We start from the raw sequence: 25,229 nt of genomic DNA, 5'->3' as shown, positions 1-25,229 counted from the left end.
GGCTTCGCTTCTCCGCGACCCTGACCCCTTGCTGGCGGGCCATCAGTTCAAGAAGTGAACACAGCCAAGGTCCTTGACGCATGAGCGCGACCGCGCTGACACTCCTCTGGACATGCAGTCCATCAGTCCTTTGGTTGAAAGCGCTCTCAATAGTTCAATCAAAGGCTGCGGCACGGACGAGCGGGCCCTCTGGGATCGAGCATGCGCACACCATCGTCCAACCCGCTCCTTCCTTCCTTCACTAGGTGAAGGAGGGTGAGAGGATTCACGTCCATGCGCAGAACCACCCTTCAGCGCGCCTCTCCGCGGGGCGGCCCCCGTCACCGCGTCACGACCCCGGTCGTGTCGCCCATGCTCGCCTTCGCGGGAACGTCCGGCCTCGCCCAGGGCGCAAGCGCGTCGGCGGCACCATCCGACCACGCGCACGGTGGGTCGCAGCCCGGTGCCGCCCAGATCGTCACCTCGATCAGGACGAACTCCGCGGCCGCCCACGGGAACTCCTCTGCCTTCGCCTTCGACGACGTCGGCAACCACGAGTCACCGGTGCGCGACGTCAGCCCCCAGCAGGCGAGCCTCGTTCTCGACCCCTTCGACTAGCCGACCTTCCGGTCCCGGCGGCGAACGGCATCAGCCGCCGGGCCGGCTCCGGCCTGCCCGCACGAAGCCACACGTGCACGCGGACCGATCCAGCTCGAAGCGACGTGAACAGGAACGGCATCCGTGAGCCGCGGTTCCTGCCCGGCCGACTCGACGCGGCTCGGCTGCACGCGCCCTCGACCGAGGGCGGCACGGCGCCAGGCGACAACCTCACCCCCACCCAGAGAGGCTCGGAAGACACGATGAACAGGAACCCCCACATCTCGAGACCGGCGACAGAGCAGCGGCAGTACGGGCGTGGAGCCATCGCCGCCTCGGCGGCCATGGCCGTGGTGGCCGGGCTGCTGACGATGTTCACCGGGGCCACCTCGGCGGCGGCCGCGGTCCCCGCGGCGCCCGCAGGCTGGACCACGGCCTTCAGCGACGACTTCAACGGCGCCTCGGGATCCGGCCTCAACACGGCCAACTGGCTCTACGACATCGGCACCTCGTACAACTATCCCGGCGCGGCGGCGAACTGGGGAACCGGCGAGATCGAGACGGCGACGAACTCCACCGCCAACGTCTACCAGGACGGCTCGGGCCACATGGTCATCAAGCCGATCAAGGACGCCGCCGGGCAGTGGACCTCGGGCCGGGTGGAGACCCGGCGCACCGACTTCCAGGCCCCGGCCGGCGGTGAGATGGAGCTGAGCGCATCCATCCAGCAGCCGAACCCGCAGAGCGGACTGGGATACTGGCCCGCCTTCTGGGCGATGGGCGCGGACGCTCGCCCGGTCGGTGCCACCAACTGGCCCAACATCGGCGAACTCGACGTCATGGAGGACGTCAACGCCCTCAGCCAGCACTCGACCACCTTCCACTGCGGAGCCTGGGCCGGGGAGTGCCACGACCCGGACGGGATCAGCAGCGGGCTCCAGTCCTGCCCCGGCTGCCAGACCTCCTTCCACACCTACTCGGTGATCGTGGACCGCACCAACCCGGCGGCCGAGCAGCTGCGGTTCTACCTGGACAACACGCTCACGTACACCGTCAACGAGAACCAGGTCTCCGTCGCCACCTGGCAGGCGGCGGTGGACCACGGCTTCTTCGCCATCTTCGACCTCGCCGTCGGCGGCTCCTACCCCAACAAGGTCTGCGGCTGCACCTCGCCCTCGGCGAGCATCACCTCCGGGGCCGGGATGAGCGTGGACTGGTTCGCCGTCTACCAGAAGGCCGCCGGCGGCGGATCCACCGGCACGCCGACGAGCACCCCCACCAGCACGCCGACGAGCACGCCCACCAGCACGCCGACCGGCGGTTCGGGCGGCACCACGGCCGACGGCACCGCGGCCGCCGTGCGGGTGAACGCCACCCAGGCGCAGATCACCTTCAAGCCGACCACCGCGGCCGCGTACGTGGACGTCCACTACCTGGTCAACAACGCCAACCAGCAGAACTTCCGGATGACCAACAACGCCGGCACCTGGACGCAGACCGTCGGCAACCTGTCCGCCGGAAACACCGTCTCCTACTGGTTCACCTACGAGAAGAGCGGTGCCCAGTACGACTCCCCGCACTACACCTACACCCAGAGCTAGCACCAGCAGCGGCGAGATGCGCACCACGATGTCCGGTGCCGTCCGCCTCCCCGGCCGACTTCCGGGAGAGATCTCCCGAACCGCTCGGGTCCAGTGGGTTACGCATTTCCGGGCGACGGAATGCGAATGCGAAGGTGCGGCCGACCCGGCTGTCGTGGCGTGCCCACAGCGGCGGACGTCCACCCCGTGAAAACCACGGGGATGGACATCCGTCCTTGCCTCCGCATATCTGCGCTGCATATTCGAGGAAAAAAATACGCCTTCTCTTGACGGTCGTGAACTCGATATCAAATGATACGCACGGGCGAATTATCTGGCCTCTTGAATTGAAATGGACATCGGCGACTCGGCAATCAGAGTCGGTATCCGAATGCCCCCATCCGCGGCGATCGTGAGCCGTCGTAGGAAAGGAATCACGGGTTCCATGCGCAGAACCACCCTTCAGCAGCTTCTCCCCGGGCGCGACGGCAGAAGACGGGTCGTGACCCTGGTCGCGGCCCTCGTGCTGGCCTTCGCCGGCATGCTCGGGCTGACCGTCGGCACCAGTGCCGTGGCCGCGTCCGCCGACTACACGCAGAGCGTGTCCCAGCCGAGCGGCACCCAGGTCCTCATCTCGTTCAAGCCGACGACCGCTGCCGCCTACGTGGACGTGCACTACCTGGTGAACAGCGCCAACCAGCAGAACCTCCGGATGGCCAACAGTGCGGGGGTCTGGACACAGACGGTGTCCGGTCTGGCCACCGGCAACGCTCTGACCTACTGGTTCACCTACGAGAAGAGCGGGGCCCAGTACGACACCCCGCAGTTCGCCTACACCGTCACCACCGGCGGCGGCACGGGCGGGACCACCGGCGGCGGCGGAACCGGCGCGGCGGCCACGCCGACCTTCAGTCCGGCGGGCGGCACCTTCAGCTCGGCGCAGACGGTGACCATCAGCGACGCCACCGCGGGCGCCACCATCCGCTACACGACCAACGGCACCACGCCGACGGCATCGTCGACGCAGTACACCGGACCGATCACGGTCTCCAGCACCGCCACCGTCAGCGCCATCGCCATCGCGTCGGGCCTGACCAACTCGGCAGTGGCCAGTGCCACGTACACCATCAGCACCGGCACGGGCGCGTGCACCGGCCAGTCGGACATCCCGAACTTCGGCCCGAACGTGCACATCTACGACCCGAGCATGTCCGCTGCCACCATCCAGGCCCAACTGGACTCCCACTTCAACTTGTTGAAGGACACGGCGACGGCGCAGTTCTCCGAGAACCGGGTGGCGGACCTCTTCAAGCCGGGCACCTACAACGTCAACGACAACGTCGGCTACTACACGTCCGTCGCGGGTCTGGGCCAGAACCCGGACGACGTGACCATCAACGGCAACATCACCGTGGACGCCTTCAACGCGAGCGACGCCGGCAACGCCACCCAGAACTTCTGGCGCTCGGCGGAGAACCTGGCGATCAACCCGGTCGGGGGCGACGACCGCTGGGCGGTGGCGCAGGCCGCACCGCTCCGCCGGATCGACGTGCACGGCAGCCTGGACCTGGAGCCGGCCAGCTACGGCTGGGCCAGCGGCGGCTACGTGGCCGACACCAAGGTCTCCGGCCGTATGGAGTCCAGCTCGCAGCAGCAGTGGTACACCCGCGACAGCAGCCTCGGCAGCTGGGACGGCGGCGTCTGGAACATGGTCTTCTCCGGCGTCACCGGCGCCCCGGCCAACACCTTCCCGGCGCCCCCCGAGACGGTGCTGGCGACCACCCCGGTCTCCCGTGACGTCCCCTACCTCTACCTCGACTCCACCGGCAAGTACCGGGTGTTCCTGCCGTCTCTGCGCACCAACGCCTCCGGGCCGAGCTGGGCCGCCGGCAGCACCCCCGGCACCTCGCAGCCGATGAGCCAGTTCTACGTGGTCAAGGCGGGGGACACCGCCGCCACCATCAACAACGCGCTCGCCCAGGGCTGCAACCTCTTCGTCACCCCGGGTGTCTACCACCTCAACCAGACGCTGAACGTCACCCGGGCCAACACGGTCGTGCTCGGCATCGGCTACCCGACCTTCGTGCCCGACAACGGCGTCAACGCCATGCAGGTCGCCGACGTGGACGGGGTCCGGCTCAAGGGCCTGCTCTTCGACGCCGGCACCACCAACTCGGCCGCGCTGCTGACCGTCGGCCCCTCCGGGTCGAGCGCCGCGCATGCCGCCAACCCGACCACCATCCAGGACGTGTTCTTCCGCATCGGTGGTCAGGTCGCGGGCAAGGCGACGGCCAGCCTGATCGTCAACAGCAGCAACGCGATCATCGACCACATCTGGGCCTGGCGGGCCGACCACGGCAACGCGGGCACCGTCGGCTGGACCACCAACACCGCCGACAACGGAGTGATCGTCAACGGCAACAACGTCGAGGCCACCGGCCTCTTCGTGGAGCACTACCAGAAGTACGAGGTCACCTGGAACGGCCAGGGCGGCAAGACCATCTTCTTCCAGAACGAGATGCCGTACGACGTGCCCAACCAGGCCGCCTGGATCGGCCCCAGCGGCACCAACGGCTACGCGGCCTACAAGGTGGGCAGCGGCGTCACCTCGCACGAGGCGTGGGGCCTGGGGAGCTACTGCTACTTCAACGTCAATCCGGCAGTGAACGCGTACCACTCGTTCGAGGTACCGAACAACGCCGGGGTGAAGTTCCACGATCTGCTCAGCGTCTCGCTCGGCAACCAGGGCAGCATCACCCATGTCATCAACGACACCGGGGCTCTGACCCCGACCGACTCCACGCCCAGCAACGTGGTCTCCTACCCGTGACGTGACGAGTAGTCCCACACGCTGAAGCTCCGGCCCTCCCCACTGCGTGGGGGCGGCCGGAGCACTGTGTCCTCCGCGGCCGACCGCCTTCGGCGGATGTGCCGGCCTCTCTGCGGATCTGCCCTGATGGCTGGTCGGTCCAGGTCGGTCGGCAGCTCTCTCCGCCTCCGGCCGACCGGGCGACATCCGCAGGAACGGCTCGACGACCGAGCACCACGTGACCTCGGCGTCACAGGAAGTTGGCCGCCGCGACCGATCCCGCGTTGCGGACCAGGCCCGTGTAGGGGTCGACGGTGAGGACGTACATCGACCGGTAGGAGAGGGGGGTCGAATTTCGGGTCACCAACTTGTCCAGGTAGCCGCTACCGTCCGCTCGTACCGGAACGCTGCCCTGGACGTACGCATGCGTGTCGGGGTAGTAGCCCCAGATCGCGACGGCTCCGTTCCCGGTGAATCCGGATCCCCAGACGTGCAGTTGGCCGTCCCATCGGGCAGAGGTGCCGTTTGCGGGAAGGCCCGTCGGGTCCGCGTAGCCGTAGACGGCGTTCTCGTTCTCGGTGCGGGTGTAGGTGCGAGTGCTGGGATTGACGCAGACGTGGTCCGAAGGCCGCGATTCGCGCCACACGTACCCTTGCCTGCACGTGTCCGGGCCGTAGGGGCCGCCACCCGGCTGGACGCGCGACGCGGCCGCGGCGTTGTCCTGCAGGGCCCTCGCCCGCGTAGCCGGAGGCACGCAGACCAGGTCGCTCGGTGTGGCCTCCCGCCAGACGAGACTGGGCGCGCACGTGTAGGGGCCGTAGGGAAGGGCCGGGTGCACCAACTGAGTGGTGGCGTGTGCGGCAGGAACGGCCACCAACGTTCCGGCGGCGACGATCAGGGCAGCGAATGCGGCACCGACGGACCGGCGCGACCGCCGGTCGACCGACACACCTCTCCGGGTGCGGATCCTTCTGATGCTCATGTGACTTCTCCCGTCTCAATGGCACGCCGTGCTCGTGTGAAGGGGAGTCGAGCGTCGCAGCGGGGCTCGGAGTGCCTGAAATCCTGATCGCGACGGCGATGACAGACGTCCACCGATCTGCGGTCGTTTCTGGGAGCGGCTCCACCAACCACGACAGCACGGACGGCAAGGTTCCGCAACTCAGCCCGGACAGCTGCCCCTTGGGCACTCGGTGCGCCGACCGGGGAGCGTGGTCCTCACACGCGACCAGGCAGGGCCACCTCGTTCGACGGGAGCCCCGAGGTGTTCGTGACGGGCAGCGGGGGGCCTCTCACGACGCCCTGACCAGCGACGCCACATGACCACGGGAGATCGGATCGGCTGGGCTCGGATCACCGGGCCTCGACGGCCGGGCCGAGCGGTGTCACGGCGGTGGCCGGACGGAGTCATCCCCGGAGCAGGGACTCCACCTGGGCGAACTCGTCCGGGGGGAGCGGCGAGCGGACGGCCAGGTTCCCCTCGACCTGGGCAACGGTGCGGCAGCCGGGGATGGGGATGACGGCGGGTGTGCGGGCCAGCAGCCACGCCAGGGCGCCCTGGGCGAGCGTGCGGCCGTCGGAGGTGAGGACGTCGCGTACGGCGTCGATGCGGGTGAGCCACTCGCGGCTGCCGGAGCCGTCGGGGCCGAAGTAGGGGATCCACGGGTGGCCCTGGGCGCGGACGTCGTCGGCGGCCACGCGCCTGCCGTCGTGGTACTTGCCCGAGAGCAGACCCATGGCCAGCGGGCCGCGGGCGATGGAGGCCAGGCCGAGGGACTCGACCACGGCGACCATCTCCGGCGCCGGGTTGAGGACGGAGAAGTCGTGCTGGACCGCGGCGCAGTGCGGGGCCTTCGCCGCGAAGCCCTCGGCGTTGGCGGCGTCGTCGGTGGACCAGGCGTAGGCGCGGATCTTGCCGGCGGCGACCAGGTCCTCCAGGGTGTCGACCAGGTCGAGGGCGACGGGCAACGGGGCCTGGGCGATGTGGAACTGGTAGAGGTCGACGTAGTCGGTTCCCAGACGGCGCAGGCTGGCGTCGACGGCTGTGCGCAGGTGGGCGGGGGTGGCGTCCTGGCCGGTGGCCTCGCCGGTGGCCTCGTCGAAGGTGTTGCCCCACTTGGTGGCGATGACGACCTGGTCGCGGCGGCCCTCGAAGGCGCGGCCGAGGACGGACTCACTGTGGCCCGCACCGTAGTTGTCCGCGGTGTCGAAGAAGGTCGCGCCGAGGTCGAAGGCGCGGTGCAGGGCGGCCGTCGACTGCGCGTCGTCCACCGTGCCCCAACCGAACTGCTCGCCACCGGCGTGCAGCGGGCCACCGATGGCCCAGCAGCCGACGCCGATCGGGCCGACCTCGATGCCGCTGTTGCCGAGTGTGCGCGCCGTTCCGGTCATGCGGACTCCCCCTGGGTGATGTCGATCTGCGCCTGGTACCAGGCGATCTTCTCGTTCAAGTGCGTCTGCTGGCGCAGTAGTTCGGCCAGGGTGTGCTGGACCTGGGCGGCGTGCCCGGTGAGCAGCGCGAGTCGCTCCTCCAGCGTGCGGTCACCCTCGCGGGCGGCGGCGGTGTAGCGCCGCATCTCGGCGATGGGCATGCCGGTGTCGCGCAGGCAGCGCAGCACGCCCAGCCATTCGACGTGGTCCTCGTTGAACTGCCGCCGCCCGCCGGTGCTGCGCGTGATCCGGTCGAGCAGTCCGATGCGCTCGTAGTAGCGCAGGGTGTCGATGCTGAAGCCGGACCGTTTCACGACCTCGGCGGGAGAGAGCATGTCCGTCATGACGACGACTCTCCCACCTGGAGCGCGCTCCAGGTCAAGGAAGCCGAGCCGGAGCGCAGTCGGAGGGTGGACGTGCGCCCGAGCCCGGCCGGTTGAGCTCGTCCGCCGAGGGGTCCGGAGCGGGCACCCGGCGTGAGCGTGAGGAAGGCGTGGGTGCGCACCGGGAGGGTGAATCCAGCCAACAGGTATCCGGTCCGGCTCGTCAGAACGTCGGGAGCCGCCTGCCGGTGGGCGGGCGCTACGCTGTGACCCGCGGCCACCACGAGATCTTCAGGCTCCACCGCAGATGATCAACGGCGGCCGTACCCGTCAATCGGCCGACCGGTATCGAGAACGGCGGAACGTGATCTCGACATCGACCGCGGCGAGCCTGACCCACGACGTCTTCCGGTGATCCGATGACCACTGTCAACATCAATGAGATCTCCTTGGGTATCGAGTCGTTCGGCGACGACGACGCGTCTCTCGTGTTGCTCGCGGGCGGGACGACGATGCTCTCCTGGCCCGACACGCTGTGCGAGCGCCTCGCCGCCGGCGGGCGCCGGGTGGTGCGCTACGACCTGCGCGACAGCGGGGAGTCGACGACGACGGATCCGGAGGCGCCCGCCTACACCCTGCGCGGCCTCGCCGCCGATGCGGCCGCCCTCGCCGAGGCGCTCGGCGGCGGGCCCGCGCACCTGGCGGGCATCGGGGTCGGAGGGATGGTCGCCCAGGTGGCCGTGCTCGACCATCCGGGCGCGTTCTCGGCGCTCACCCTGGTCGGCACCCGCGCGGTTGCCCCCGGCCCGCCCGACGATGACCTCCCCGACCATGACCGGGCGACGATGAGCCGGCTGTTCGCGCGTCCGATGCCCGATTGGAGCGACCGCGAGGCGGTTGCGGAGTTCGCCGCCGCCGGAGCGGAGATCCTCGGCGACGATCCCGTCGCCGCGCGCGTGGTCGCTGCGCGCGTCTGGGACCGCACGCCCGGCACCGCACCCACGGTCCAGATGGCCAACCAGATGCGCCTGGTGTTCGCCAGGCTCGACTGCCGGCCCCGCTGGCGCGGGCGCCTGCCCGAGATCGGGGTCCCCACGCTCGTCGTCCACGGGCGCCGCGACCGCTTCTTCCCCGTCGGCAACGGCGAGGCGATCGCGCGCGAGATCCCCGGGGCACGGCTGCTCGTCCTCGAGGAGGCCGCCACTGCGATCCCCGACGCGGCGGCCGGCGAGATCACCGAGGCGATGCTCACGCTCGGCTAGCGGACAGCCCGCCGAGCACCGGCCGCTGCGGTCGCCGAGAGGGACGCGCCGTTCACGGCGCGTTGACCGAGCCGACCCGGGGCGGTCTGCGCCCGGCGGGTGCTCGCAGCGGTCCCGGTCCCGGGCGGCCTTGGGCGCGACCTGGTCGGGAGTGCCCCTGGTACGGGTCGAGGCGGCCCGGCACGGGGTGGTGTGCCGGGCCGCCTCGTGCGCCCCTGGGTTCCCTGTCCGGCGCCTGGGGCGCTGGGGGTGTGGTCCTGGCCGGTGGGGTGGGGTGGTTTTTAGTACCAGTGGTGGGTCTGCCAGAAGGTCCAGGCGGCGTTGGGGCTGCCGTAGCGGGAGTCCATGTAGCCGAGGGCCCATTTGATCTGGGTGCTGGGGTTGGTCTTCCAGTCGGCGCCGGCGGAGGCCATCTTGGAGCCGGGCAGGGCTTGGGCGAGGCCGTAGGCGCCGGAGGAGGCGTTGGTGGCGTGGATGTTCCAGCCGGATTCGTGGGAGATGATCTGGTTGAAGGAGGCGAGTTGGCCGGCGGGGACGATCTGGGCGGCGAGGGTCTGGGGGGAGGCGGTGGCGGCGTTGGCGGTGGCGGGGAGCAGGCCGGCGCCGAGTGCGGTGAGGCCGGCGGCTCCGGCGAGAACGGCGGCGGAGGTGCGCATACGAAGCTTGAAAGCGGGCATGAAGAAGAAGACCTCAATCGGGTTGGGCCGCGTCCCGTCCGTTGGTGACCGTGAGCCGGACAGGGGCTCGAAGGGTCTCGGGCGGGATGCGGCGGTGAGCCTGCGCCTGGCGGACAGGGCCGGCGCGGCCATCGACTCCGCAATTGTTAACGCGACGCGACGCCCCGGCCAAGACCCCCCTGCTACGACCCGCCGTCGTGGAGCAGTCGTCGCCCCGCCGTGCGTTCCGAGCGTCGAGAGCGTTGCCCTGGGTCGGGGTGGAGGGCCGTGACCTGGCCCGATGTCCATCGGGGGAGGCGGTGGGTCGGCGCGCGCAGCGGGCGCCGACGACTCCTACTAACCGTCGTAGTGCCCTTCGGCCTGTGAGGACCCTCACCGCGCCGCACCCGCCCATGTCACTCGAAGCGTTCACGGCTTGAACCCGCAGTGAGCCGATCGCCCCCTCGCGCGCAGCCATTGGTGCGGCTCCGTCGGCCTGATCGACGGGTATGTCCTGCCGGAGTGCCGACGGGCAGCGGCGCACCGCTGCCGCCGCCGGGGTGCAGAGCGGCGACCCGGCCCGGTGACGCAGGACCTGGTGGAGCCGCTGGCCGAGGTCCGCCCCGGGCGGCGATCTGCTCGGCCACCCGGGGCCGGTCCGGACTGCCGGCTGCCGTCCGTCGCGGCAGGAGGCCGGTCGCAGCAGGCTGTCCGGGGGGATTGATCGTCAAGGCGAGCCCGTCGGGGCTCACCGATCCGGTGGTTTACCGGCGCGGGGTCGAACGTGGTGTGAAGGATCCGGCTGGGTGGTTTCCGCCGGTGCAGGCGCCGGTATGGAGGCTGGTGTTCGCTGCCACTGGACACGGGAGAGACCTGCTGATGAGTGTTTCGGAGCGCTACGCACGCGCCTGGGAGGGCTTCTGGGCCGAGAACACGGGCGAGCCGGGCGAGCCGTTCTGGGACGCCGAGCCGTTGCTGACGGCGGGCCCGCACTGCGCGCTGTTCGCGGCCCACGTCGATCGCACGTTGCCGATCGTCGACCTGGGCTGCGGCAACGGCACCCAGACCCGCTACCTGGCCGGGCACTTCCCGCGCGCGGTGGGCGTCGACCTGTCTGCCTCGGCCGTGGCACACGCTCGTAGGGCGGACCGCGACGCGGTGGCGGAGTTCCAACAGCTCAACCTGACCGACCTGGTGGAGGTGCGGCGCCTGGGCGAACGACTCGGCGACGCCAACGTCTACCTGCGGGCAGTGCTTCACCAGAGCGACCCGGACGACCGGGCGCCGGTCGCGGCCGCCGTCGCCCTGCTGCTCGGGCGGCACGGCCGGGGCTTCGTGGTCGAGCCGACCGCCGCCGCCAAGACGGTGCTCCAGCAGGTCGCCGAACGGCCCGGTGGCCCGCCGGAGAAGCTCCGGCAGGTCCGCAAGCACCAGTTGCGCCCAGCCGAGGTCGCCCCGGGGGAACTGGCCGAGCTGCTGCACGGCGCCGGGTTGGAGGTCCTCGACCAGGGCGAGACCGGCCTCGCGATGAGTGAGTGCCACCCGGACGGTACACCGGTCGCGCTGCCGGCCCAGTGGTTCGTGGTCGCGGTGGCAGGGGACAACCGGCCGGGCGGCTGAGCGTGCCTCCTTCCACGGGCTGCCGCGTTCACCGGAGGGCGGGATCACGGGGAAAGCCACCCGGGGACAGATCCGCTGTGGCGCGGCGCGGCGCGGCGCGCGGGGTTGAGGTGCAGGTGCAGGCGGTGCAGGTGCGGGTGGCGCAGCACGCGCCGGGGCCGGCGGGGAGGGGGCGCCGTCGAGACGTACCGGGTGTACGCCGCCACCGGGCGCCGCCGGCCGCCGGTGACGGCGGCGCCCCGCCCAGGCACACGCCTGGACGGGGCGCAGGCAGGGCGGCCCCGCACACCGGGTGTGCGGGGCCTTGGGACCGACCTGTCAGCCCGCCACGGAGGTGTACAGGCCGCGCCCGGAACGCTGCGCACGGCCGTCCTTCGTAAGGCGCTCCAGCCGGGTGCGGATCGCGTTGACGTTGGCGTCGAGGGTGTCCAGGCCCAGCAGCTCGGTCACCTCACGGGCGCGCAGCGGGCCGGTCGCCGCGGACAGCAGCCCCAGCACGCTGTCCGCGTCCGCCACCTGCCGTCGACGGGCGCCGGCGGCCTGCGGCGCGGCCTCCTTGACGGGGGCCTTGCCGCCGGTAGGGGCCGTGGGCACGGACTCGGTCTTCCCGGCAGTGGATACCCGCTTCGAAGCGGCCTTGGGCTCGGTGGTCACCGCCGCCCTCTTGGCGCTCTTCCTCGCGCGGGGGGCCGGTACCTTCGCGTCGGGCGCGGGCGCGGCGTTCTTCGCCGGGACCGGCTTCCTCGCGGGGGCCTTCTTGGCGGCCGCCCTCGTCCCGGCCGTCGGCGCGGTAGGCGCGTCCGGCGCGGGCGTCGCCGACGGGGCACTGTGCCCGGCCGCCGAATCCGGTGCGGGCAGAGCCTCGGTCGGCGTCGGCGTCGGCGCTGCTGCTGCCGGCGGCAGCGATGCGATGCCGTGGGGCTCGCCCCCGCCGTCCACAGGAACGTCGGACAGCAGGCGCAGGCCTTCCAGCGCCCTGGTCACCGCCTCCTCCTCGGCGGTGACGGCCGCGAGCTCCGCCTCTACCCGGAGCCGTCGCTCCAGCACGGCGGGCAGCTGGGCCTCCAGCAGGGCGATCGTCGATCCCACACCGGCGTTCGCACCGAAGGTGTTCCCGTTTCCCACAATTACTCCCACGCGTCGTCAGTCACCAGTCGTGCAGCGAATCTACGGCTCATCGAGCCTCCGTGTGAGGTTTGTGGGAAATGTCGCACCAGGGGTGCCCGGCCGGCTCCGGGCGGGCGGGCATCTCTCGGACGGCTGCACCTGCCGCAGATCCCGGCACAGGAGCCGAGCCCGGGCGTGACCGCGAGCATCCTGGGCAGGATCGCCGCTGAGCTCCGGCGCCGGCGACCCGCCGGGCCGCGACCGGGCCGGTGCGACCGGTCCGTGCCGGGGGAGAAGCTGCTCCGCCTCCCCGGCACGGATCTTCGGCCGCAACGCGGCGGCCGATCCGCCGGGGGACCGGGAAGCGAGGGCCCGGTGAGACGACGGCCCCGCGACCGCGTGCCGCACCTCGGCCCCCGACTCTGGACCGCTGCTACGGATCATGGAAACTGGACGGCGCCGGCCATGACACGCAGTGGGACAGCACGGGGGAACAACTCATCGCACACCACCACCTACGCCGGGCGTCCCTGGTCGCCCTGCTGGGCGCGGCCGTAATCACCGGCTCCGGCTGCTCGATCACGACCGGCGCCCCCGACGACTCCGGCCCGTCCGCCACGGTCACCAAGCGCCCGCTGCCGGCCGACGCCATCCTCCCGGAGGACGGCGCCGACCTCTGCACGCTCCTGGGGCCCGACTTCCTCACCCGGTACGCGCCCGGCTACACACTGGACGGCGCGCGACCGGATCCGCTCGTCCGTCCCGAGTACCGGCTCCTTCGCACCGAACAGGGCGGCACCGGGCCGGAACTGAGCTCCGGCGGGTGCATGACCAGTACCGACAACGGCCTGGGCGGCATCGGAGTCTCCTTCACCCGGGAGCTGCCGGGGCCGAACACCACCATGTCACCGGAGCGCCGCTGCGCCCTCGTCGCCGAGGACCGGCACGACCGGGAGTCCGCCGAAACCCCGTCCTTGTCACCTGCCTTCACCTTCGAGGACATGCCCGCCCTCGGCCCGGGCGGCTTCCGCGAGCTCGAGACCCAGGACGGGAGGATCACGATGGCCAGGACCCAGGGCTGCCACGGAGCCGACTGGATCATGCTCTCGGTCGTTCCCGGTCCGCACAGCGACACCGCCAAGGCCGTGAACGACGCCGCGGAGGCTCTGCAGGACATCTACCGTCGCCTGGGGGACGTCTGAGGCTCCCGCACACGAAGCCTCGCAGTCTCTCCTTGGCCGCACCGGGCCTCCGGGCCGGCCCGCCGTCCACGTCTCTACGGGTGTCCCCATGTCATTGTCGTTGACGTCCTTCTTGGCCTGCACGATCGTCATCGGCGCTACGATCATTCCGAGCACCGGTATCCGTCCGAGGACTCAGGCGGCCTTCGACATCCTCGGCTTCGATACCACGGGTGGTCGGTGTCGTGCTGATCACGGGTCGGCGAGATGCTGTTCCGGTGAGGGGACCGGTTCGACCGACCAGGGAGTTCGACGAGTGCGCAGATACCGGCCGACAACTGTTCTTGCTGTGCTGGCCGCATTCGCGGCCGGCTGCTCGGCCACTGGAACCGGCACCGAAACCGGAACCGCTGCTGCGACCAGCCCTCGGGCGGTCGACGAACCTGGTGTGCTCGCGCCCGGCGTCCCTCCCCAGCACGAACTGACTGTCCCGCAGGCCGTCGGCGCCGCCGGAAAACAGACCCGAGAGGGACTCGCGGAGCGCATGGGTGTGCAGTTGGCCTCGCTCTTCGCCGAGCGCTCGGCTACCGCCGTCGCGGCTGGGTACGACATCAACAAGCCGTTCTACTTCGCCGGCGTCAACTACCCGCGGCCCTACCCGCAGGACCTGGAGGGCCAGGCAGACCAGGCCCTGCGGGCGGCACCGATGACAGACTCGGGCGCAAGCACACTCACCCTGGCCACCGCCCGGACCTACGCGTCGCACGACACGACGATGGTGCTGCGCTGCACCGTGGTGACCCTGCGTGGATCGGAGTCGTCGAGCGACATCCCGATGTGTGCCTGGGCGGACAGCTGGACGATCGGCGTCGTGCTGGACTTCAGCACACGGGTCGGGACGGGACAGGGCGAGGCCGACCTGCAGGGGACGGTGGATCGGACCATCGCGACCCGCGCCGCCGCGATGCGGCCGGGATCCTGACCCACGCCCCGCAGGGTTGAGCAGGGCAGCCACTGTCGGTGGATGGTGATCACCTCGGGCACTGCGGCCCTGAACAAAGCTGTGGGTCCGGAGCCTGAGCCTCCGTCGGACGGACCACCATCATCGCCGACGGCGGCCACCCGGCACCGGCCTCGTCATCCTGCACCGCCGCCCGACGGCGGCAAGCTCACCGGATGGCAGGCCGAGCACAACCACGACCACGAACAGCTCCGCGCCCGGTCGAGCACGTCTTCGCCCGCATGGATACCTGCCGGTCGTGGCTGCCGGTGGCCGTGCCGGCGGATCAGCATGGCGGGGAAGGCGATCTCGGCAGTGCTCAGGGTGCCGGCGTCGGCAAGGGAGAGTCGCTCGACCGTGTTGCGGACACTCTCCCGACCGGAGCCGCTCCGGCGTCCCCGGATCGCGCGGCCGACGCCGCCTTCACCAGGGACCAGCCGTCGATCTCCACGGGCCGTCGCTCTCCCGGCTGCCATCCGGCGGCCGACGCCGCGTCGAGCAGGGCCCGGACGGCGCCCGGTTCGTGCAGGTTCAGGGAGCCGCCATGAACGTGGCCCACGTCCCCGGAGCCCAGGGGGAACCCGCCCGGGACGTACCGGTCCGAATCCTCCGTGAAGACGATCCGCAGCGCGCCACCGGTGCCGGCGGGCTGCGGATACAGCGTCAGAGTCTCCCGGCACTGCGCGGACCGGCCGCCGCCGAGCACGCGGTGGCGGTGGCGGAGCGTCCACAGGTATGCGCGCCCGTCGGCGACCAACCGGCGGGGCTTCTTCGGATGACGGGGCACAGGGGCGAGCATATGCGGCCAGGTCCGTCCATTCCCCAGCCCCGCAACCCGACGCCGCCCTGCCCGACCGCATCAGCTCCCCTGTCACCATGACGGGCACGCGGGAACAGTCCTACGCAAGCGGTGGGCGGTGGCCGGTTCCGCGGCCCGCCCCACATTCTGCGCGCGTGGGAATCAGTCCTTGAACAGGTAACTGATGAGGTGGTAGTCGCCGGTGGCCGGAATGCTGAACAGGTTCGACTGGACCTTCGCCGGACCGATCCCCTTGTCGAGGGTGCAGGTGTCCTGGTAGGAGCCGGCCCAGGGCGAGCTGATGGTGCAGGTCCACGTGTAGGTGCCTTCAGCCAGGTAGAGGCTCCGGTTGCCGAGGCTGTCGACGTAGCTCACCTGGCCGTTGTCGAGGGACACGCTCCAGCTGTAGTTGCCCGCGTCCAGGTCGATGATCCTGGTCATCGAAGCAGACGCGCCCGGAGCCGGACTGTCGGTCAGGCGAAGGTTCCGACTGAGCTGCGCCTGGCCCGCGGACGCGGACGACATCCCCAGCGTCAGCGCAGTCGCGCCGGTGACCCCGACGGCGAGGGCGCGCGAGAACGGGCGCCTGGCGGCTATTGCGGACATCTTCATTGTTCCCCCGATGGAATTGATGAGAGGAAAGGAGTCGAGTCGCAAATCGGAATTGACCCGACGTCAGCTTTCCAACTCGGAGGATTGTAGGTCGATCGAGTCGGCATGCACAACCGTCGACCGGTCAGCGGGTGTCAGTGCGAGGACATACGGATCGCCTTGGCTTCATCGGTGCGGACCGCGCGCCCACAGCGGCAAGCGTGTGGAGATCGCCGACCGGCGCACTGGCAACGTACGAATATGTCTCCGGCGACGGTCTGATTCTGCTCTACGTCGAGGAGAGCTGCTGAGCCGGTCGTCCGTGTGATGAAACTCCCTACCATCTCTCGCAGTTCCTCCGGTATCCAGTCCGACTCGACGTTCGACGCCGCCCCTGTACTCGCAGCCGGGCCGCCGGCGCCCGCCCGTTGCGCGCGGGCCCCGGCGCCCTGCGGTCAGGCTCCGCGCTGCAGGACGGCCGCCTCGAAGTCCCGGAAGCCGCACTCCTGCTGCCACTCCTGCTCGGCCTTGGGGCTGGCCGCCAGCAGGGCCTCACAGCCCGCGCTCGGGTGGGCGCCGCCGAGCACGTCGGCCGCGCACTGCGGCGCCGGCTCGAAGTGGTCGCGGTCCCGCCAGAGGCTGCGACCGGGCAGGAAGCCGTACTCCAACGAGTTCCGGGCCAGGTCCTTCAGGTCCCGGTAGCCGAGGTCGTAGCGGGTGGTGGCCTTCTGGTACTCCTCGGTGATGTCGCCGCGCGAGACCCCGGGGTCGTCGGTGGCCAGCGCGGTAGGTACGCCGTGCCGCCGGTAGAGCGGGAACGGGTGCTCCGGGCCGGAGACCTGGAGGATCTGCTCGTTGCTGGTCAGCGGCACCTCGATCAGGGTGTGTCGCTCCGCGAGGGTCCTCAGCAGATCGGCGGAGTCGTCCTCGTGCACGACGTCCACGCCGTGGCCGATCCGCTCGGCGTGGCCGGTCAGCACCGCCTCCCGGATGTGGAAGCGCAGGTCCTCGGGCTTGACCAGCCCGGGTACCAACTCGCCGGCGTGCAGGGTGATGTGGGCCTTGGGGTAGAGCGGGTGCAGGAAGTCCAGCATCTGCATCTGCAGGTCGTAGTTCTCCAGCGAGGCCGGGTAGTCCTCGGGCTGGACGAGGTTGACCGCGACGAACCGGTCGTCCTGACTGGCCAGTTCCATGCCGAGCATCAGCTGGGTGAACACCCGGGCCGATGTCGAGGCGCGCGAGGCCTGGGAGATGAGCCGGACGGAGACGGTGCATCCCGGGGCAGGCCGGTCGCTCTCGCAGTTCGCGGTGGCCCGGTACTCGGCGAACATGCGGTCGGCCTCGGCCCGGGCGTCGGCCACCACCTGTGCCATGCCGCCGTCGGCGAGCAGCTTCTCGCGCATCGCGGCGAAGTCGGGGTCGAAGCCGACCTTCGCGGCGAGCGCGGCACCGCTCGACGAAGCCGGGGTGAGCATGGTCTCCAGGTAGCTCTGATGCTGGGCGGCCATGGTGTCGGTGACCTCGGAGAGCATCCGGCCGGGGTGGCGCCAGCTGGCCTCGCCGAACTTTCCGAAGGTGGCGAAGAAGTGGTCGTGGCCGGATTCGGCGCCGGGGACGAAGTCCTGCATCGACCAGGCCCGGATCACCTCCTGACGGAACGCCTGGTCGGAGACCGCGTCGGCGGCCGGACGGGCGGTCGCGGAGCAGGGCGCCACCTGCGCGGTGAGAGTCGCGGTGTCGATGCAGAGCCCGTCCTCGGCGGCGAGCTGGATCAGCAACTCGGTGGAGACCGCGCCGGAGAGGTGGTTGTGCAGGTCGCCGCCCTTGGGCAGGTCGTACAGGAAGCGCTGGAGCGCCTGCGGGTCGTCCCGGACGGTGTTCAGGAAGGCGTTCACCCGGTGCTCGGCGTCGCCGCCCATGGCCGTGCCGACGGGCAGCGGCGCCGCCTGGGCGGCGGCAGGGAGCAGGGGTGCGAGCAGCGCGGCACAGGCGGCGACCGCGGCGACGGTGGTACGACGTAGCGTGATCATGGCCGTATGCTCGCGGGCGATCGCCGCGTCGGCCGGTACCTTCGGCGCCTGTCCCGGACACTCCACCCGGACGGGCGAGCGGTGGGTGGCTCTGGTGGGACGCGCACGTACGAACCCCCGTTCGTCCGTCCGGGCCCACCCGCTGCGCCGTGGCGCTGTTGCGTGGCGTCGCCGTGCGGGTTTTCCCGGCGGCCGGAGGCCGGGGCGTGCCGGGGGCGGCGGGTGGGTCGCGGCGGTCAGCGCCGGGGCCGTCGGATCTTCATGTCGTCCAGGCTGGTGGCGCTGCCGCGCAACGGCCCGTGGCCGATGCCGCGCCCGGCGAGGACGGTGGTCGCCCGGTCGCAGGCGTGGCCGAGCGCCGTCTCCTCGTCGCCGTCACCGGGCTGCCGGACCACGCAGCGGAAGGAGAAGGTCCGCAGCGAGCGGTCATAGATGAGGGTGCCCTCCTCGGTGAACGCGGCGTTGAGGATGTCGTGCTGGTCGGCGGTGGCGAGCAGGTCGGCGCGGCGGGTCTCGTCCAGGTCCGCGAAGACGCCGCGGACGATGACGCGGTAGGTGCGTTCACTCATGGGTGGTGTTCTCCTTGTGGTTCTCGCTCGGGGGTGGAGCGGCGGGGCCGGTCCGGGGTTCGGTCAGCAGCGCGGCCAGGCCGTCGAGGAGGCGTTCGAGGCCGAAGTCGAACCGGGCGTCCATGGACGGTTCGGTGAGCGCGTCGGCGAGGGCGACGACGTTGGGGAAGTCCGCCGCGGGTAGTCGGCGGAACTGATCCCCCGCCGCCGCGGCGACCTCGCGGCGGCCCGCCCCCGCGGCCTCGGACGCCGAGATGGGGGACTGCTCCTGGAGTACGAAGCCGTGCACGTAGAGGCCGAGCAGGTAGCCGGCCAGGGCGGCGTCCCGGTCGGAGAACCCGGCCTCGCGGAGCCTGCCGAGCTGGTCCTCCATCAGGCGCAGCATGTGCGGGCCGGGGGCCAGCCGGCCCGCGGTGACCTTGGCGGCGTCGCGCTTGCCGAGCAGATGCCGGCGGTGCAGCTCGCTGTACGCACGCAGCTGGTCGCGCCAGGACCCCTCGCGGGGCGGAGGCTCGGCGTCGGCCATCAGCGCGTCGGTCAGCAGGTCCAGCAGTTGTTCCTTGTTGCGGACGTGCCAGTAGAGGGAGGCGGCCTTCACGCCGAGTTCGGCGCCGACCTTGCGCATCGAGAGTCCGTCGATGCCTTCGCGCTCCAGCACGCGCAGGGCGGCCTGGGCGATCACCTCCGGGGTCAGCCCGGGCTGCTGGGCCGTCTCCGCACCGTCGTCCGCCATCGGCTGTCTCCGCTCCGGGAAATCCCACTTGCCATCTAACACTGTTAGAGGCAGTCTAGCGGCACCGAAAGCCGACTAACACTGTTAGGGAGAGTGATGGAGGAGTTGACCCCCAGGCGCAAGAGGCTGGTACTCGCCACCCTGTGCGCCACCATGTTCATGGCGATGCTCGACAACGTCGTCGTCAACAACGCGCTGCCCCGGATCGGCCGGCAACTGCACGCCGACGTCGGCGCACTGCAGTGGGTCGTCGAGGGCTACAGCCTCGTCTACGCCGCCCTGCTGCTCACCGGCGGCACCCTCGGCGACCGCTACGGCCGCCGACGGATCTTCCTCGCCGGCCTCGCGCTGTTCACCGCCGGATCCGCGGCGGCGGCGCTGTCCTGGTCGACCGGACAGCTGATCGCCGCCCGCACCCTGCAAGGACTCGGGGCCGCGCTGCTCACCCCCGGCAGCCTCTCGATCCTGCGGCACGTCTTCACCGACGAGCGGGAGCGGGCCCGGGCGGTCGGCGTCTGGTCCGGCGTCTCCGCGCTCGGCCTGGCGCTCGGCCCCGTCATCGGCGGCCCGACGGTGGAGGCGTTCGGCTGGTCCGGCGTGTTCTGGATCAACGTCCCCGTCGGCGTCGCCGGGCTGCTGCTGGCGGCCCGGGCACTCCCCGAGTTCGCCACCCGGGCCCGGCGGCTGGACCTCGCGGGGCAGGCGCTCTCCGCACTCGGCCTCGGCACCCTGGTCTACGCCCTCATCGAGGGACCGACCCGCGGCTGGACCGACACCGGCGTGGCGGCGGCCGCCTGCGCTGCCGCCGTCCTGCTGCCGCTCTTCGTCCTCGTCGAACTGCGCGTCACCGATCCCATGCTGGACCTGCACTTCTTCCGCGACCCCGGGCTCCTGGCGGTCGCCGTGAGCGGCTTCACGGTGAGTTTCGGGATGTTCGGCGCGGCCTTCTTCCTGCCGCTGCTGATGCAGGACGTGATGGGCTGGGCGCCCTCGGACGCCGGGTTCGCCGGACTGCCGATGACCGCGATGATCGTCGTCGCCGCACCGCTGGCGGGCGCGCTCACGGCCCGCCACGGTCCCCGGCTGCCACTGGTGACGGGCCTGACGCTGTGCGCAGCCTCCCTCACGGGCCTGTCGGTCTACGGCGAGCACGCCCACTACCAGCAGTACCTGTGGGTTCTGCTGGCCATGGGCCTCGGCATGGGAATGACCTTCACACCGGTGTCGATCACGGTCATGCAACGCGTCGACCCGATCCGGGCCGGAATGGCCTCCGCGACCGTCAACACGCTGCGCGAACTCGGCGGCGTGGTCGGCGTGGTGGTCCTGGGAGCAGTGCTCACCAGCCGCCTGACCAGCGCCCTGACCGCCTCGCTCGACCGGCTCGGCGTCCCGCCGGACGGTCGACGGCTGCCGACCGGACCAGCCACCGGAACGGGCCCGGGCACCGCCCTGCCGCCGGCCCTGCGCGAGGCCGTCGACGCGGCGTTCGTCGACGGGCTGCACCTCGCGCTGCGCTGTGCCGCCGCTGCCCTGGCCGTCGCGGCCGTCCTGGTGGCGGCGCTGCTCCGCCCGGCCGGGGCCGACGGCCGGACCCGGCCGGCCGGGACGACCGGACCGGCCGTCGGTCGGCCGGCTGCGGCGGAGCACGCTCCATCCGTCAGGTCAGGGTGATCGGGCCGGTCCGCCACGCCGTCCCGTCGTGGTCGGGGCGGCGCTCGTGCTCGCCATTGGGCCGGCGGGCCCGAAACGACCGCCCGAGGGCACCTGTCGCAGGTCAGGCCGGATCAGCTGCCCCCGTGTCCGTCGTGGGTGGCCATGGTCACCTTGTACCGGCCGTCCTCGCAGGAGCGCTGGAGGCGGCCCCGCGAGACGGTCTGCGCCGGTCCGATCGTCCAGCACGTCGGACAGCCCCGCAGAGCGAGCAGACCGACCGGCAGGAGGATCAGGCCGACCGGTCCGACCGCCGGGATGAGGGCGACCGAGCGACCACGCAGGAGCAGAGCAACGCCAGGGCTACGGCGATACCGATTCCGATGATCACAACTACCTCCGATCCCGTGTCCGACGTCTGTCGGCATGCACACAAGAGGCGCGGGTCGCCGCAGAGGATTCGGCGCCGGGAGAACCTGATGCTCCGTCCGGCAGCCCGGCAGCCCGGCAGCCCGGCAGCCCCGGCGCCGGAGCCGGGGCGGATCTCGTGGCGAGCCTGGATGGGAGGGACGAATGGGAGATCGCCCTCGCCGGGGCCCCGGACGTGGTGACCGCATTCTCCGCCACCGACGCGGCCGACCGCGTCAGCCGCCGGCAGGCCGCTAACGTCAGACGGTCAGGCGGACGGGGCGTCACGCTGGGTGCAGGCCGCCAGGTAGGCCAGGCGGCGGTGACGTTCGCGGGGGAGCACCCTGGTCAGCAGGACGATCGCGAGGGGGAGGCCGAGGGCTCCGAGGATCCCGCCGGGGCTCGCCCACTGGCCGGGGATGCGGACGTAGCCGGGGTCGTCGGGAGCGTAGAGGACGGTAACCGTGTCGCCCGCGGTCAGGTTGTCTGCGGGTATCAGGCGGTCGCTGGAGTAGGTGGTGCCGGCGACGGTCCAGCTGCCGGAGCAGTCGATGTTCCTGCCCGTCCGGTCGCAGTTGTCGAGGGTGGCGGTGATCGGTGCGGTGACGGTGAGACTTATCCGGGCCTGCTCGACGACCAGCGCGGTCGAAGCCGCCAACAGGAGCAGCAGGAACAGGGTGCCCACGCCCCAGCTGCCCGGCTTGTCGACCGGCGGGTGGGAGGCCGAGCGCAGCCGTTCGGCTGCGTGGTCGACCAGGCCCAGCGTCGGGATCGAAGCCATTCCGGCTATGGCCAGTGCCACCATGATGGTCACCGGCATCAGCTGCAGTGGTCCGAGCAGCGCCATCGTGTTCAGCACTGCCAGAGTCAGCAGCGCGTAGCCGGCGCCCCAGAAGGTGGCCCGGCGGATCAGGCGCGTGACGCCGTCGGCCAATTGGTCGGCCGTTCGGGCGAGGGGCCCTGTGGGGGCGCACGGCGCCGCCGGATCGTTCATCCGAGCATTATCGTTCAAGACGAGGAGTGTTGTACGGCAGTCGTGCGGCTCGTCGTGCACCAGGCAGCACTTCCGGCCGGACACCGTCCGATTCGGTGCCGGCGTACGGGCCGGGGCCGACAGTCCTGCATACGTCGGCCGTCAACGAAGCGCAGTGACGGCAGGGCCGGGTGCGATCCTTCGGGTCCGGTCTCTCCGCCCCGCGGAGGAGCGGGCAGACGCCGCATCAGAGCGGGTTCGCCGTCGCGGGGGGGCGGAGGAAGAGTGTGGCCAGGATGAAGCCCAGGGGGAAGGCGCAGCTGTACGCGGCGATGAGCGGGAGCTCGGTCAGCAGGTAGTGCTACTCCGCGGAAGTTCGTTGATGGCTGTTGACCGCGTCGCCTTGAGTGGAGTGCGTTCGTAGAACATCGGTCTCCATAGTCGTCGTCCGGGTCGGGCCTCTGCTCAGACGCTGCCTGTGCCTCCCGTAGGCTCCTGGCATGTCCTACGGGGTGGATGCGCGGGAACTGTACGAGGCCCTGGAGCAGTACGAGGGGATGGAGCCGTACGAGAAGATCGTCGTGCCGTGGCTCGATCGGGCCCAGGGCGGCTACCGTGCCTGGCTGGCCACAGCGGCCGAAGACGGCTCATGGTGGACCGGAAAGGGCACGGAGCCCATCGGGCAGGAACTCGTGTGGGAGCTTTATGCTCTGCACCGGGTCAGCGACCGGTTGCTGCTCGCTTTCCAGCCTTCCTCCGACAGGCCCGGCTTTCCGGACCCGCGGCCCTTCCCCTCAGAGTGGCAATACCTCGACGTGTTCACCTCGCTCGGCATGACACCGTGCGAGGACGGCGATGCCTTCGACCCGTTCCTCCACGAAATTGTCGAAGTTGAACAGGCCGATGACCCGCACGCGCGGATCGAGATCACCGAGATCCTCTGGCCTGGCCTGATGCTGGGCCAGTTGCTGTTCAGCCGGGCTGGCGTGCGGATCCGCGCCGGCATCAGGCACGCCCAGCGCGGCGTCGCGGACCGCTCACCGCTGTACTGGGCTTTCCGGCGCCGCCACCGGCCGACGGTAGACCTGTCCCAGGGCTGGGGTAGCAATTCCCAGTGGCGTACCGACTTCCGCCTCGACTACCGGACCCCGGCCGGCGATCGTCTCAACGTTGCGGGGGACCGCCCTATCGACGGCAGTGCCGACCTGCACCCCGGCCACCCGGAGGATCTCAGCCCCGAGGAGAGGCTCCTGACATCAGGTGAACGACGCGAGCTGTTGCGCCACCGCTGTCTTCTGCGCGCGCCCGAGGCCGCTGACGCATTGGTCGGATCGCCCGCCTGGGAGCGGGATCTGATGCCCTTCGACTGGCGGCTTCCGAACTCCGAGGCTTGACCCCGGGGCGGCCGGGAGCCGGGAGACCAAGACGGCCGGGCCGGTCTGTGCCGTGATGGCAGCCACTTGTGGCCGTCGCTCGCTGGCGGAGTGGCGCATACGAAGCTGCAGCGATCCCGGGGGTCTTTGGCACAGTCCACCCTGTCGGTGGCACCGACCCCTGATGATCGTTGGCCGTGGAGGGTGAACGGCAGGCGGCGACGGCGGTCTCGGTGGTGCTGGAGACGAACGTCCGCGAGCGGTTGGCGCGGAGGGCGGCCTCGGCGAAGTCCGAGGTGCGAGCGGTGTTGCGGGCCACGATCGAGCTCGCGGCGACGGACGGGCTCACGAATGGGTCCATCGCCCGGGAGTTGGGGGTGAGCGTGAACACGGTGCGCAAGTGGCGCGGGCGTTTCGCGGCCCGAGGCATGGACGGGCTGCGCGATGCCGACCGGTCAGGACGGCCGAGGTCGTACGGGCCCGAGGTGCGGGTGGCGATCGTGGCCACTGCGACCAGTTGCCACCGCGTCCGGAGGCGACCTGGTCACACCGGACCATCGCCCGGAAGGTGGCCGACACCTGCTTCGCGTCGGTCTCCGCCTCCCAGGTCGGCCGGATCCTGGCCGGTCTGGATCTGAAGCCGCACAGGGTCCGCGGCTGGCTTATCCGCCGGGACACCCCTGACTTCTGGCAGCGCGCCGCCGCCGTGTGCGCCCTCTACCTCGACCCGCCCGAGGGCGCGGTCATCCTGTCCATCGACGAGAAGACCGCGATCGCCGCCCGCTCGCGCCGTCATCCTGGGCGGCCGGCCTGCCCCGGGGAGCCAGCTCGACAGGAGTTCGAGTATCGACGCCACGGCACCGCCTCGCTCGTCGCCGCTCTGGACGTCCGCACCGGCGAGGTCCTCACCGAGGTGATCCGCCGCAACGACGCGCTGACTTTCACCGCCTTCCTGGATCAGCTCGACCGGGCGATCGCACCCGGAAAGGAGATACACGTTGTGCTCGACAACGGCTCCTCCCACACCGCCAGGCACACCAGCACCTGGCTGGCCGCGCACCCGCGCTGGCACGTCCGCCGGACCCCGCCGCACGCTTCCTGGCACAACCAGGTCGAGCTGTTCTTCTCCGCCCTGACCCGCCGCGTTCTGCGGCACGGCGACTTCGCTGGCCGCGGCGACCTTATCGACAAGCTGGAGGAGTACGTCAGCAGGCATCCCCATCGGTCGCGCGAGTCCTGCCGCGCGTCGTGCAGCGTGCGTTCCTCCATCATTGTTCCTCCCGCTCGGAGAGGACGGCGATCTGCGGTCGGCGGTTGCGGAACCGGTGCGGCCGATGTCGAGCAGTCATGCGGGCCCTGGAGGATGCAAGGTGCGCGTGCGCTTGACCGTCGGCCGGCCCCGCGCCGATTTCGGCGAGTATCCGGGCACCGAAGACCGCCACGAGCCCGCCGTCGGCGGCGGACAGCGCGGTTTGTCGTGGACGGGGGTGGGTCGCGCTCGGCGCCGACCGTGTCCGCCCGGCCGAGCGGCCGGGACGCCCTGTGACGATCAGGTC

General features: G+C 71.0%; 20 protein-coding genes and 1 pseudogene. 11 read left to right on the top strand and 10 right to left on the bottom strand.

Annotated features, from left to right (window positions below; genetic code table 11):
• Positions 1-342: 342 nt before the first annotated feature.
• The 3 genes from OG823_RS01535 (at position 343) to OG823_RS01525 (ending at position 4,986) form a co-directional block, all read left to right on the top strand.
• The gene (locus OG823_RS01535) at positions 343-597 is read left to right on the top strand and encodes a hypothetical protein (RefSeq protein WP_371476748.1); all 255 of its coding nucleotides are present in this window, start codon (positions 343-345) and stop codon (positions 595-597) included.
• Between the two features lie 242 nt (positions 598-839).
• Positions 840-2,177, top strand: a complete 1,338-nt coding sequence (locus OG823_RS01530) for a glycoside hydrolase family 16 protein (protein ID WP_371476746.1) — start codon at positions 840-842, stop codon at positions 2,175-2,177.
• A 424-nt stretch (positions 2,178-2,601) separates the two neighbouring features.
• Entirely contained in the window at positions 2,602-4,986 is a 2,385-nt protein-coding gene (locus OG823_RS01525; protein WP_371476745.1) for a chitobiase/beta-hexosaminidase C-terminal domain-containing protein, read from the top strand.
• Between the two features lie 229 nt (positions 4,987-5,215).
• Here the strand turns inward: OG823_RS01525 and OG823_RS01520 are convergent, their stop codons facing one another.
• From OG823_RS01520 to OG823_RS01510, 3 genes are all read right to left on the bottom strand, one after another.
• Positions 5,216-5,611: a hypothetical protein gene (locus tag OG823_RS01520; protein ID WP_371476743.1), complete on the bottom strand. Its 396-nt coding sequence runs from the start codon at positions 5,609-5,611 to the stop codon at positions 5,216-5,218.
• Positions 5,612-6,372: 761 nt separating this feature from the next.
• A complete protein-coding gene (locus tag OG823_RS01515; protein WP_371476741.1) occupies positions 6,373-7,356 on the bottom strand; it encodes an aldo/keto reductase in 984 nt (327 codons plus the stop codon).
• Positions 7,353-7,739, bottom strand: coding sequence for a MerR family transcriptional regulator (locus OG823_RS01510; protein WP_371476740.1), 387 nt, complete (start codon positions 7,737-7,739; stop codon positions 7,353-7,355). Before OG823_RS01510 ends, OG823_RS01515 begins: the two co-directional genes overlap by 4 nt.
• Positions 7,740-8,137: 398 nt before the next feature.
• Between OG823_RS01510 and OG823_RS01505 the strand changes: the two genes are divergently transcribed.
• Positions 8,138-8,980: an alpha/beta fold hydrolase gene (locus OG823_RS01505; protein ID WP_371476739.1), complete on the top strand. Its 843-nt coding sequence runs from the start codon at positions 8,138-8,140 to the stop codon at positions 8,978-8,980.
• Between the two features lie 281 nt (positions 8,981-9,261).
• Here OG823_RS01505 and OG823_RS01500 read toward each other — a convergent pair whose 3' ends face one another.
• Entirely contained in the window at positions 9,262-9,657 is a 396-nt protein-coding gene (locus tag OG823_RS01500) for a transglycosylase SLT domain-containing protein (protein ID WP_371476737.1), read from the bottom strand.
• A gap of 858 nt (positions 9,658-10,515) precedes the next feature.
• Between OG823_RS01500 and OG823_RS01495 the strand changes: the two genes are divergently transcribed.
• Positions 10,516-11,256: a class I SAM-dependent methyltransferase gene (locus OG823_RS01495; protein ID WP_371476735.1), complete on the top strand. Its 741-nt coding sequence runs from the start codon at positions 10,516-10,518 to the stop codon at positions 11,254-11,256.
• Between the two features lie 318 nt (positions 11,257-11,574).
• On the opposite strand, the gene OG823_RS01490 is transcribed toward OG823_RS01495, so the two are convergent.
• Positions 11,575-12,381: a hypothetical protein gene (locus OG823_RS01490; protein WP_371476733.1), complete on the bottom strand. Its 807-nt coding sequence runs from the start codon at positions 12,379-12,381 to the stop codon at positions 11,575-11,577.
• A gap of 809 nt (positions 12,382-13,190) precedes the next feature.
• Here OG823_RS01490 and OG823_RS01485 point away from each other — a divergent pair.
• Together OG823_RS01485 and OG823_RS01480 are read left to right on the top strand one after the other, a co-directional pair.
• Entirely contained in the window at positions 13,191-13,565 is a 375-nt protein-coding gene (locus tag OG823_RS01485; protein WP_371476732.1) for a hypothetical protein, read from the top strand.
• Between the two features lie 523 nt (positions 13,566-14,088).
• Positions 14,089-14,526 (top strand): hypothetical protein, encoded by a 438-nt coding sequence (locus tag OG823_RS01480; protein ID WP_371476731.1) that lies wholly within the window; start codon positions 14,089-14,091, stop codon positions 14,524-14,526.
• A gap of 979 nt (positions 14,527-15,505) precedes the next feature.
• Here the strand turns inward: OG823_RS01480 and OG823_RS01475 are convergent.
• The 4 genes from OG823_RS01475 to OG823_RS01460 all read right to left on the bottom strand — a co-directional run bounded on the left by OG823_RS01475 (position 15,506) and on the right by OG823_RS01460 (position 19,266).
• Entirely contained in the window at positions 15,506-15,949 is a 444-nt protein-coding gene (locus OG823_RS01475) for a hypothetical protein (RefSeq protein WP_371476729.1), read from the bottom strand.
• Positions 15,950-16,389: 440 nt separating this feature from the next.
• Entirely contained in the window at positions 16,390-17,964 is a 1,575-nt protein-coding gene (locus tag OG823_RS01470; RefSeq protein WP_371476727.1) for an adenosine deaminase, read from the bottom strand.
• A 236-nt stretch (positions 17,965-18,200) separates the two neighbouring features.
• Complete coding sequence (locus tag OG823_RS01465) at positions 18,201-18,533, bottom strand: DUF6204 family protein (protein WP_371476726.1); 333 nt, start codon at positions 18,531-18,533, stop codon at positions 18,201-18,203.
• Complete coding sequence (locus tag OG823_RS01460) at positions 18,526-19,266, bottom strand: TetR/AcrR family transcriptional regulator (RefSeq protein ID WP_371476724.1); 741 nt, start codon at positions 19,264-19,266, stop codon at positions 18,526-18,528. The genes OG823_RS01465 and OG823_RS01460 overlap by 8 nt, the downstream gene beginning before the upstream one ends.
• A gap of 96 nt (positions 19,267-19,362) precedes the next feature.
• Here OG823_RS01460 and OG823_RS01455 point away from each other — a divergent pair, with 96 nt between their 5' ends.
• Positions 19,363-20,940, top strand: coding sequence for an MFS transporter (locus tag OG823_RS01455; RefSeq protein ID WP_371476722.1), 1,578 nt, complete (start codon positions 19,363-19,365; stop codon positions 20,938-20,940).
• 655 nt (positions 20,941-21,595) lie between these two features.
• Here the strand turns inward: OG823_RS01455 and OG823_RS01450 are convergent.
• The gene (locus tag OG823_RS01450; protein ID WP_371476720.1) at positions 21,596-22,321 is read right to left on the bottom strand and encodes a hypothetical protein; all 726 of its coding nucleotides are present in this window, start codon (positions 22,319-22,321) and stop codon (positions 21,596-21,598) included.
• 479 nt (positions 22,322-22,800) lie between these two features.
• Between OG823_RS01450 and OG823_RS01445 the strand changes: the two genes are divergently transcribed.
• From OG823_RS01445 to OG823_RS01435, 3 genes and pseudogenes are all read left to right on the top strand, one after another.
• Complete coding sequence (locus tag OG823_RS01445) at positions 22,801-23,694, top strand: hypothetical protein (RefSeq protein ID WP_371476719.1); 894 nt, start codon at positions 22,801-22,803, stop codon at positions 23,692-23,694.
• Between the two features lie 176 nt (positions 23,695-23,870).
• Positions 23,871-24,185, top strand: a pseudogene (locus OG823_RS01440) (helix-turn-helix domain-containing protein); the annotation flags it as partial.
• The gene (locus tag OG823_RS01435; RefSeq protein WP_371476717.1) at positions 24,074-25,219 is read left to right on the top strand and encodes an IS630 family transposase; all 1,146 of its coding nucleotides are present in this window, start codon (positions 24,074-24,076) and stop codon (positions 25,217-25,219) included. The pseudogene OG823_RS01440 and the gene OG823_RS01435, both read left to right, overlap by 112 nt.
• Positions 25,220-25,229 lie beyond the last annotated feature (10 nt).

Source organism: Kitasatospora sp. NBC_00315 (genome assembly GCF_041435095.1).
GTDB lineage: Bacteria > Actinomycetota > Actinomycetes > Streptomycetales > Streptomycetaceae > Kitasatospora.
This window is presented reverse-complemented; position numbering and strand designations above follow the sequence as displayed.

Coding starts and splice junctions, on each gene's coding strand:
- OG823_RS01530 (WP_371476746.1), top strand. CDS start 840: ATGAACAGGAACCCCCACATCTCGAGACCGGCGACAGAGCAGCGGCAG.
- OG823_RS01525 (WP_371476745.1), top strand. CDS start 2,602: ATGCGCAGAACCACCCTTCAGCAGCTTCTCCCCGGGCGCGACGGCAGA.
- OG823_RS01515 (WP_371476741.1), bottom strand. CDS start 7,356: ATGACCGGAACGGCGCGCACACTCGGCAACAGCGGCATCGAGGTCGGC.
- OG823_RS01510 (WP_371476740.1), bottom strand. CDS start 7,739: ATGACGGACATGCTCTCTCCCGCCGAGGTCGTGAAACGGTCCGGCTTC.
- OG823_RS01505 (WP_371476739.1), top strand. CDS start 8,138: ATGACCACTGTCAACATCAATGAGATCTCCTTGGGTATCGAGTCGTTC.
- OG823_RS01500 (WP_371476737.1), bottom strand. CDS start 9,657: ATGCCCGCTTTCAAGCTTCGTATGCGCACCTCCGCCGCCGTTCTCGCC.
- OG823_RS01495 (WP_371476735.1), top strand. CDS start 10,516: ATGAGTGTTTCGGAGCGCTACGCACGCGCCTGGGAGGGCTTCTGGGCC.
- OG823_RS01485 (WP_371476732.1), top strand. CDS start 13,191: ATGACCAGTACCGACAACGGCCTGGGCGGCATCGGAGTCTCCTTCACC.
- OG823_RS01480 (WP_371476731.1), top strand. CDS start 14,089: ATGGGTGTGCAGTTGGCCTCGCTCTTCGCCGAGCGCTCGGCTACCGCC.
- OG823_RS01475 (WP_371476729.1), bottom strand. CDS start 15,949: ATGTCCGCAATAGCCGCCAGGCGCCCGTTCTCGCGCGCCCTCGCCGTC.
- OG823_RS01470 (WP_371476727.1), bottom strand. CDS start 17,964: ATGATCACGCTACGTCGTACCACCGTCGCCGCGGTCGCCGCCTGTGCC.
- OG823_RS01465 (WP_371476726.1), bottom strand. CDS start 18,533: ATGAGTGAACGCACCTACCGCGTCATCGTCCGCGGCGTCTTCGCGGAC.
- OG823_RS01460 (WP_371476724.1), bottom strand. CDS start 19,266: ATGGCGGACGACGGTGCGGAGACGGCCCAGCAGCCCGGGCTGACCCCG.
- OG823_RS01455 (WP_371476722.1), top strand. CDS start 19,363: ATGGAGGAGTTGACCCCCAGGCGCAAGAGGCTGGTACTCGCCACCCTG.
- OG823_RS01450 (WP_371476720.1), bottom strand. CDS start 22,321: ATGAACGATCCGGCGGCGCCGTGCGCCCCCACAGGGCCCCTCGCCCGA.
- OG823_RS01445 (WP_371476719.1), top strand. CDS start 22,801: ATGTCCTACGGGGTGGATGCGCGGGAACTGTACGAGGCCCTGGAGCAG.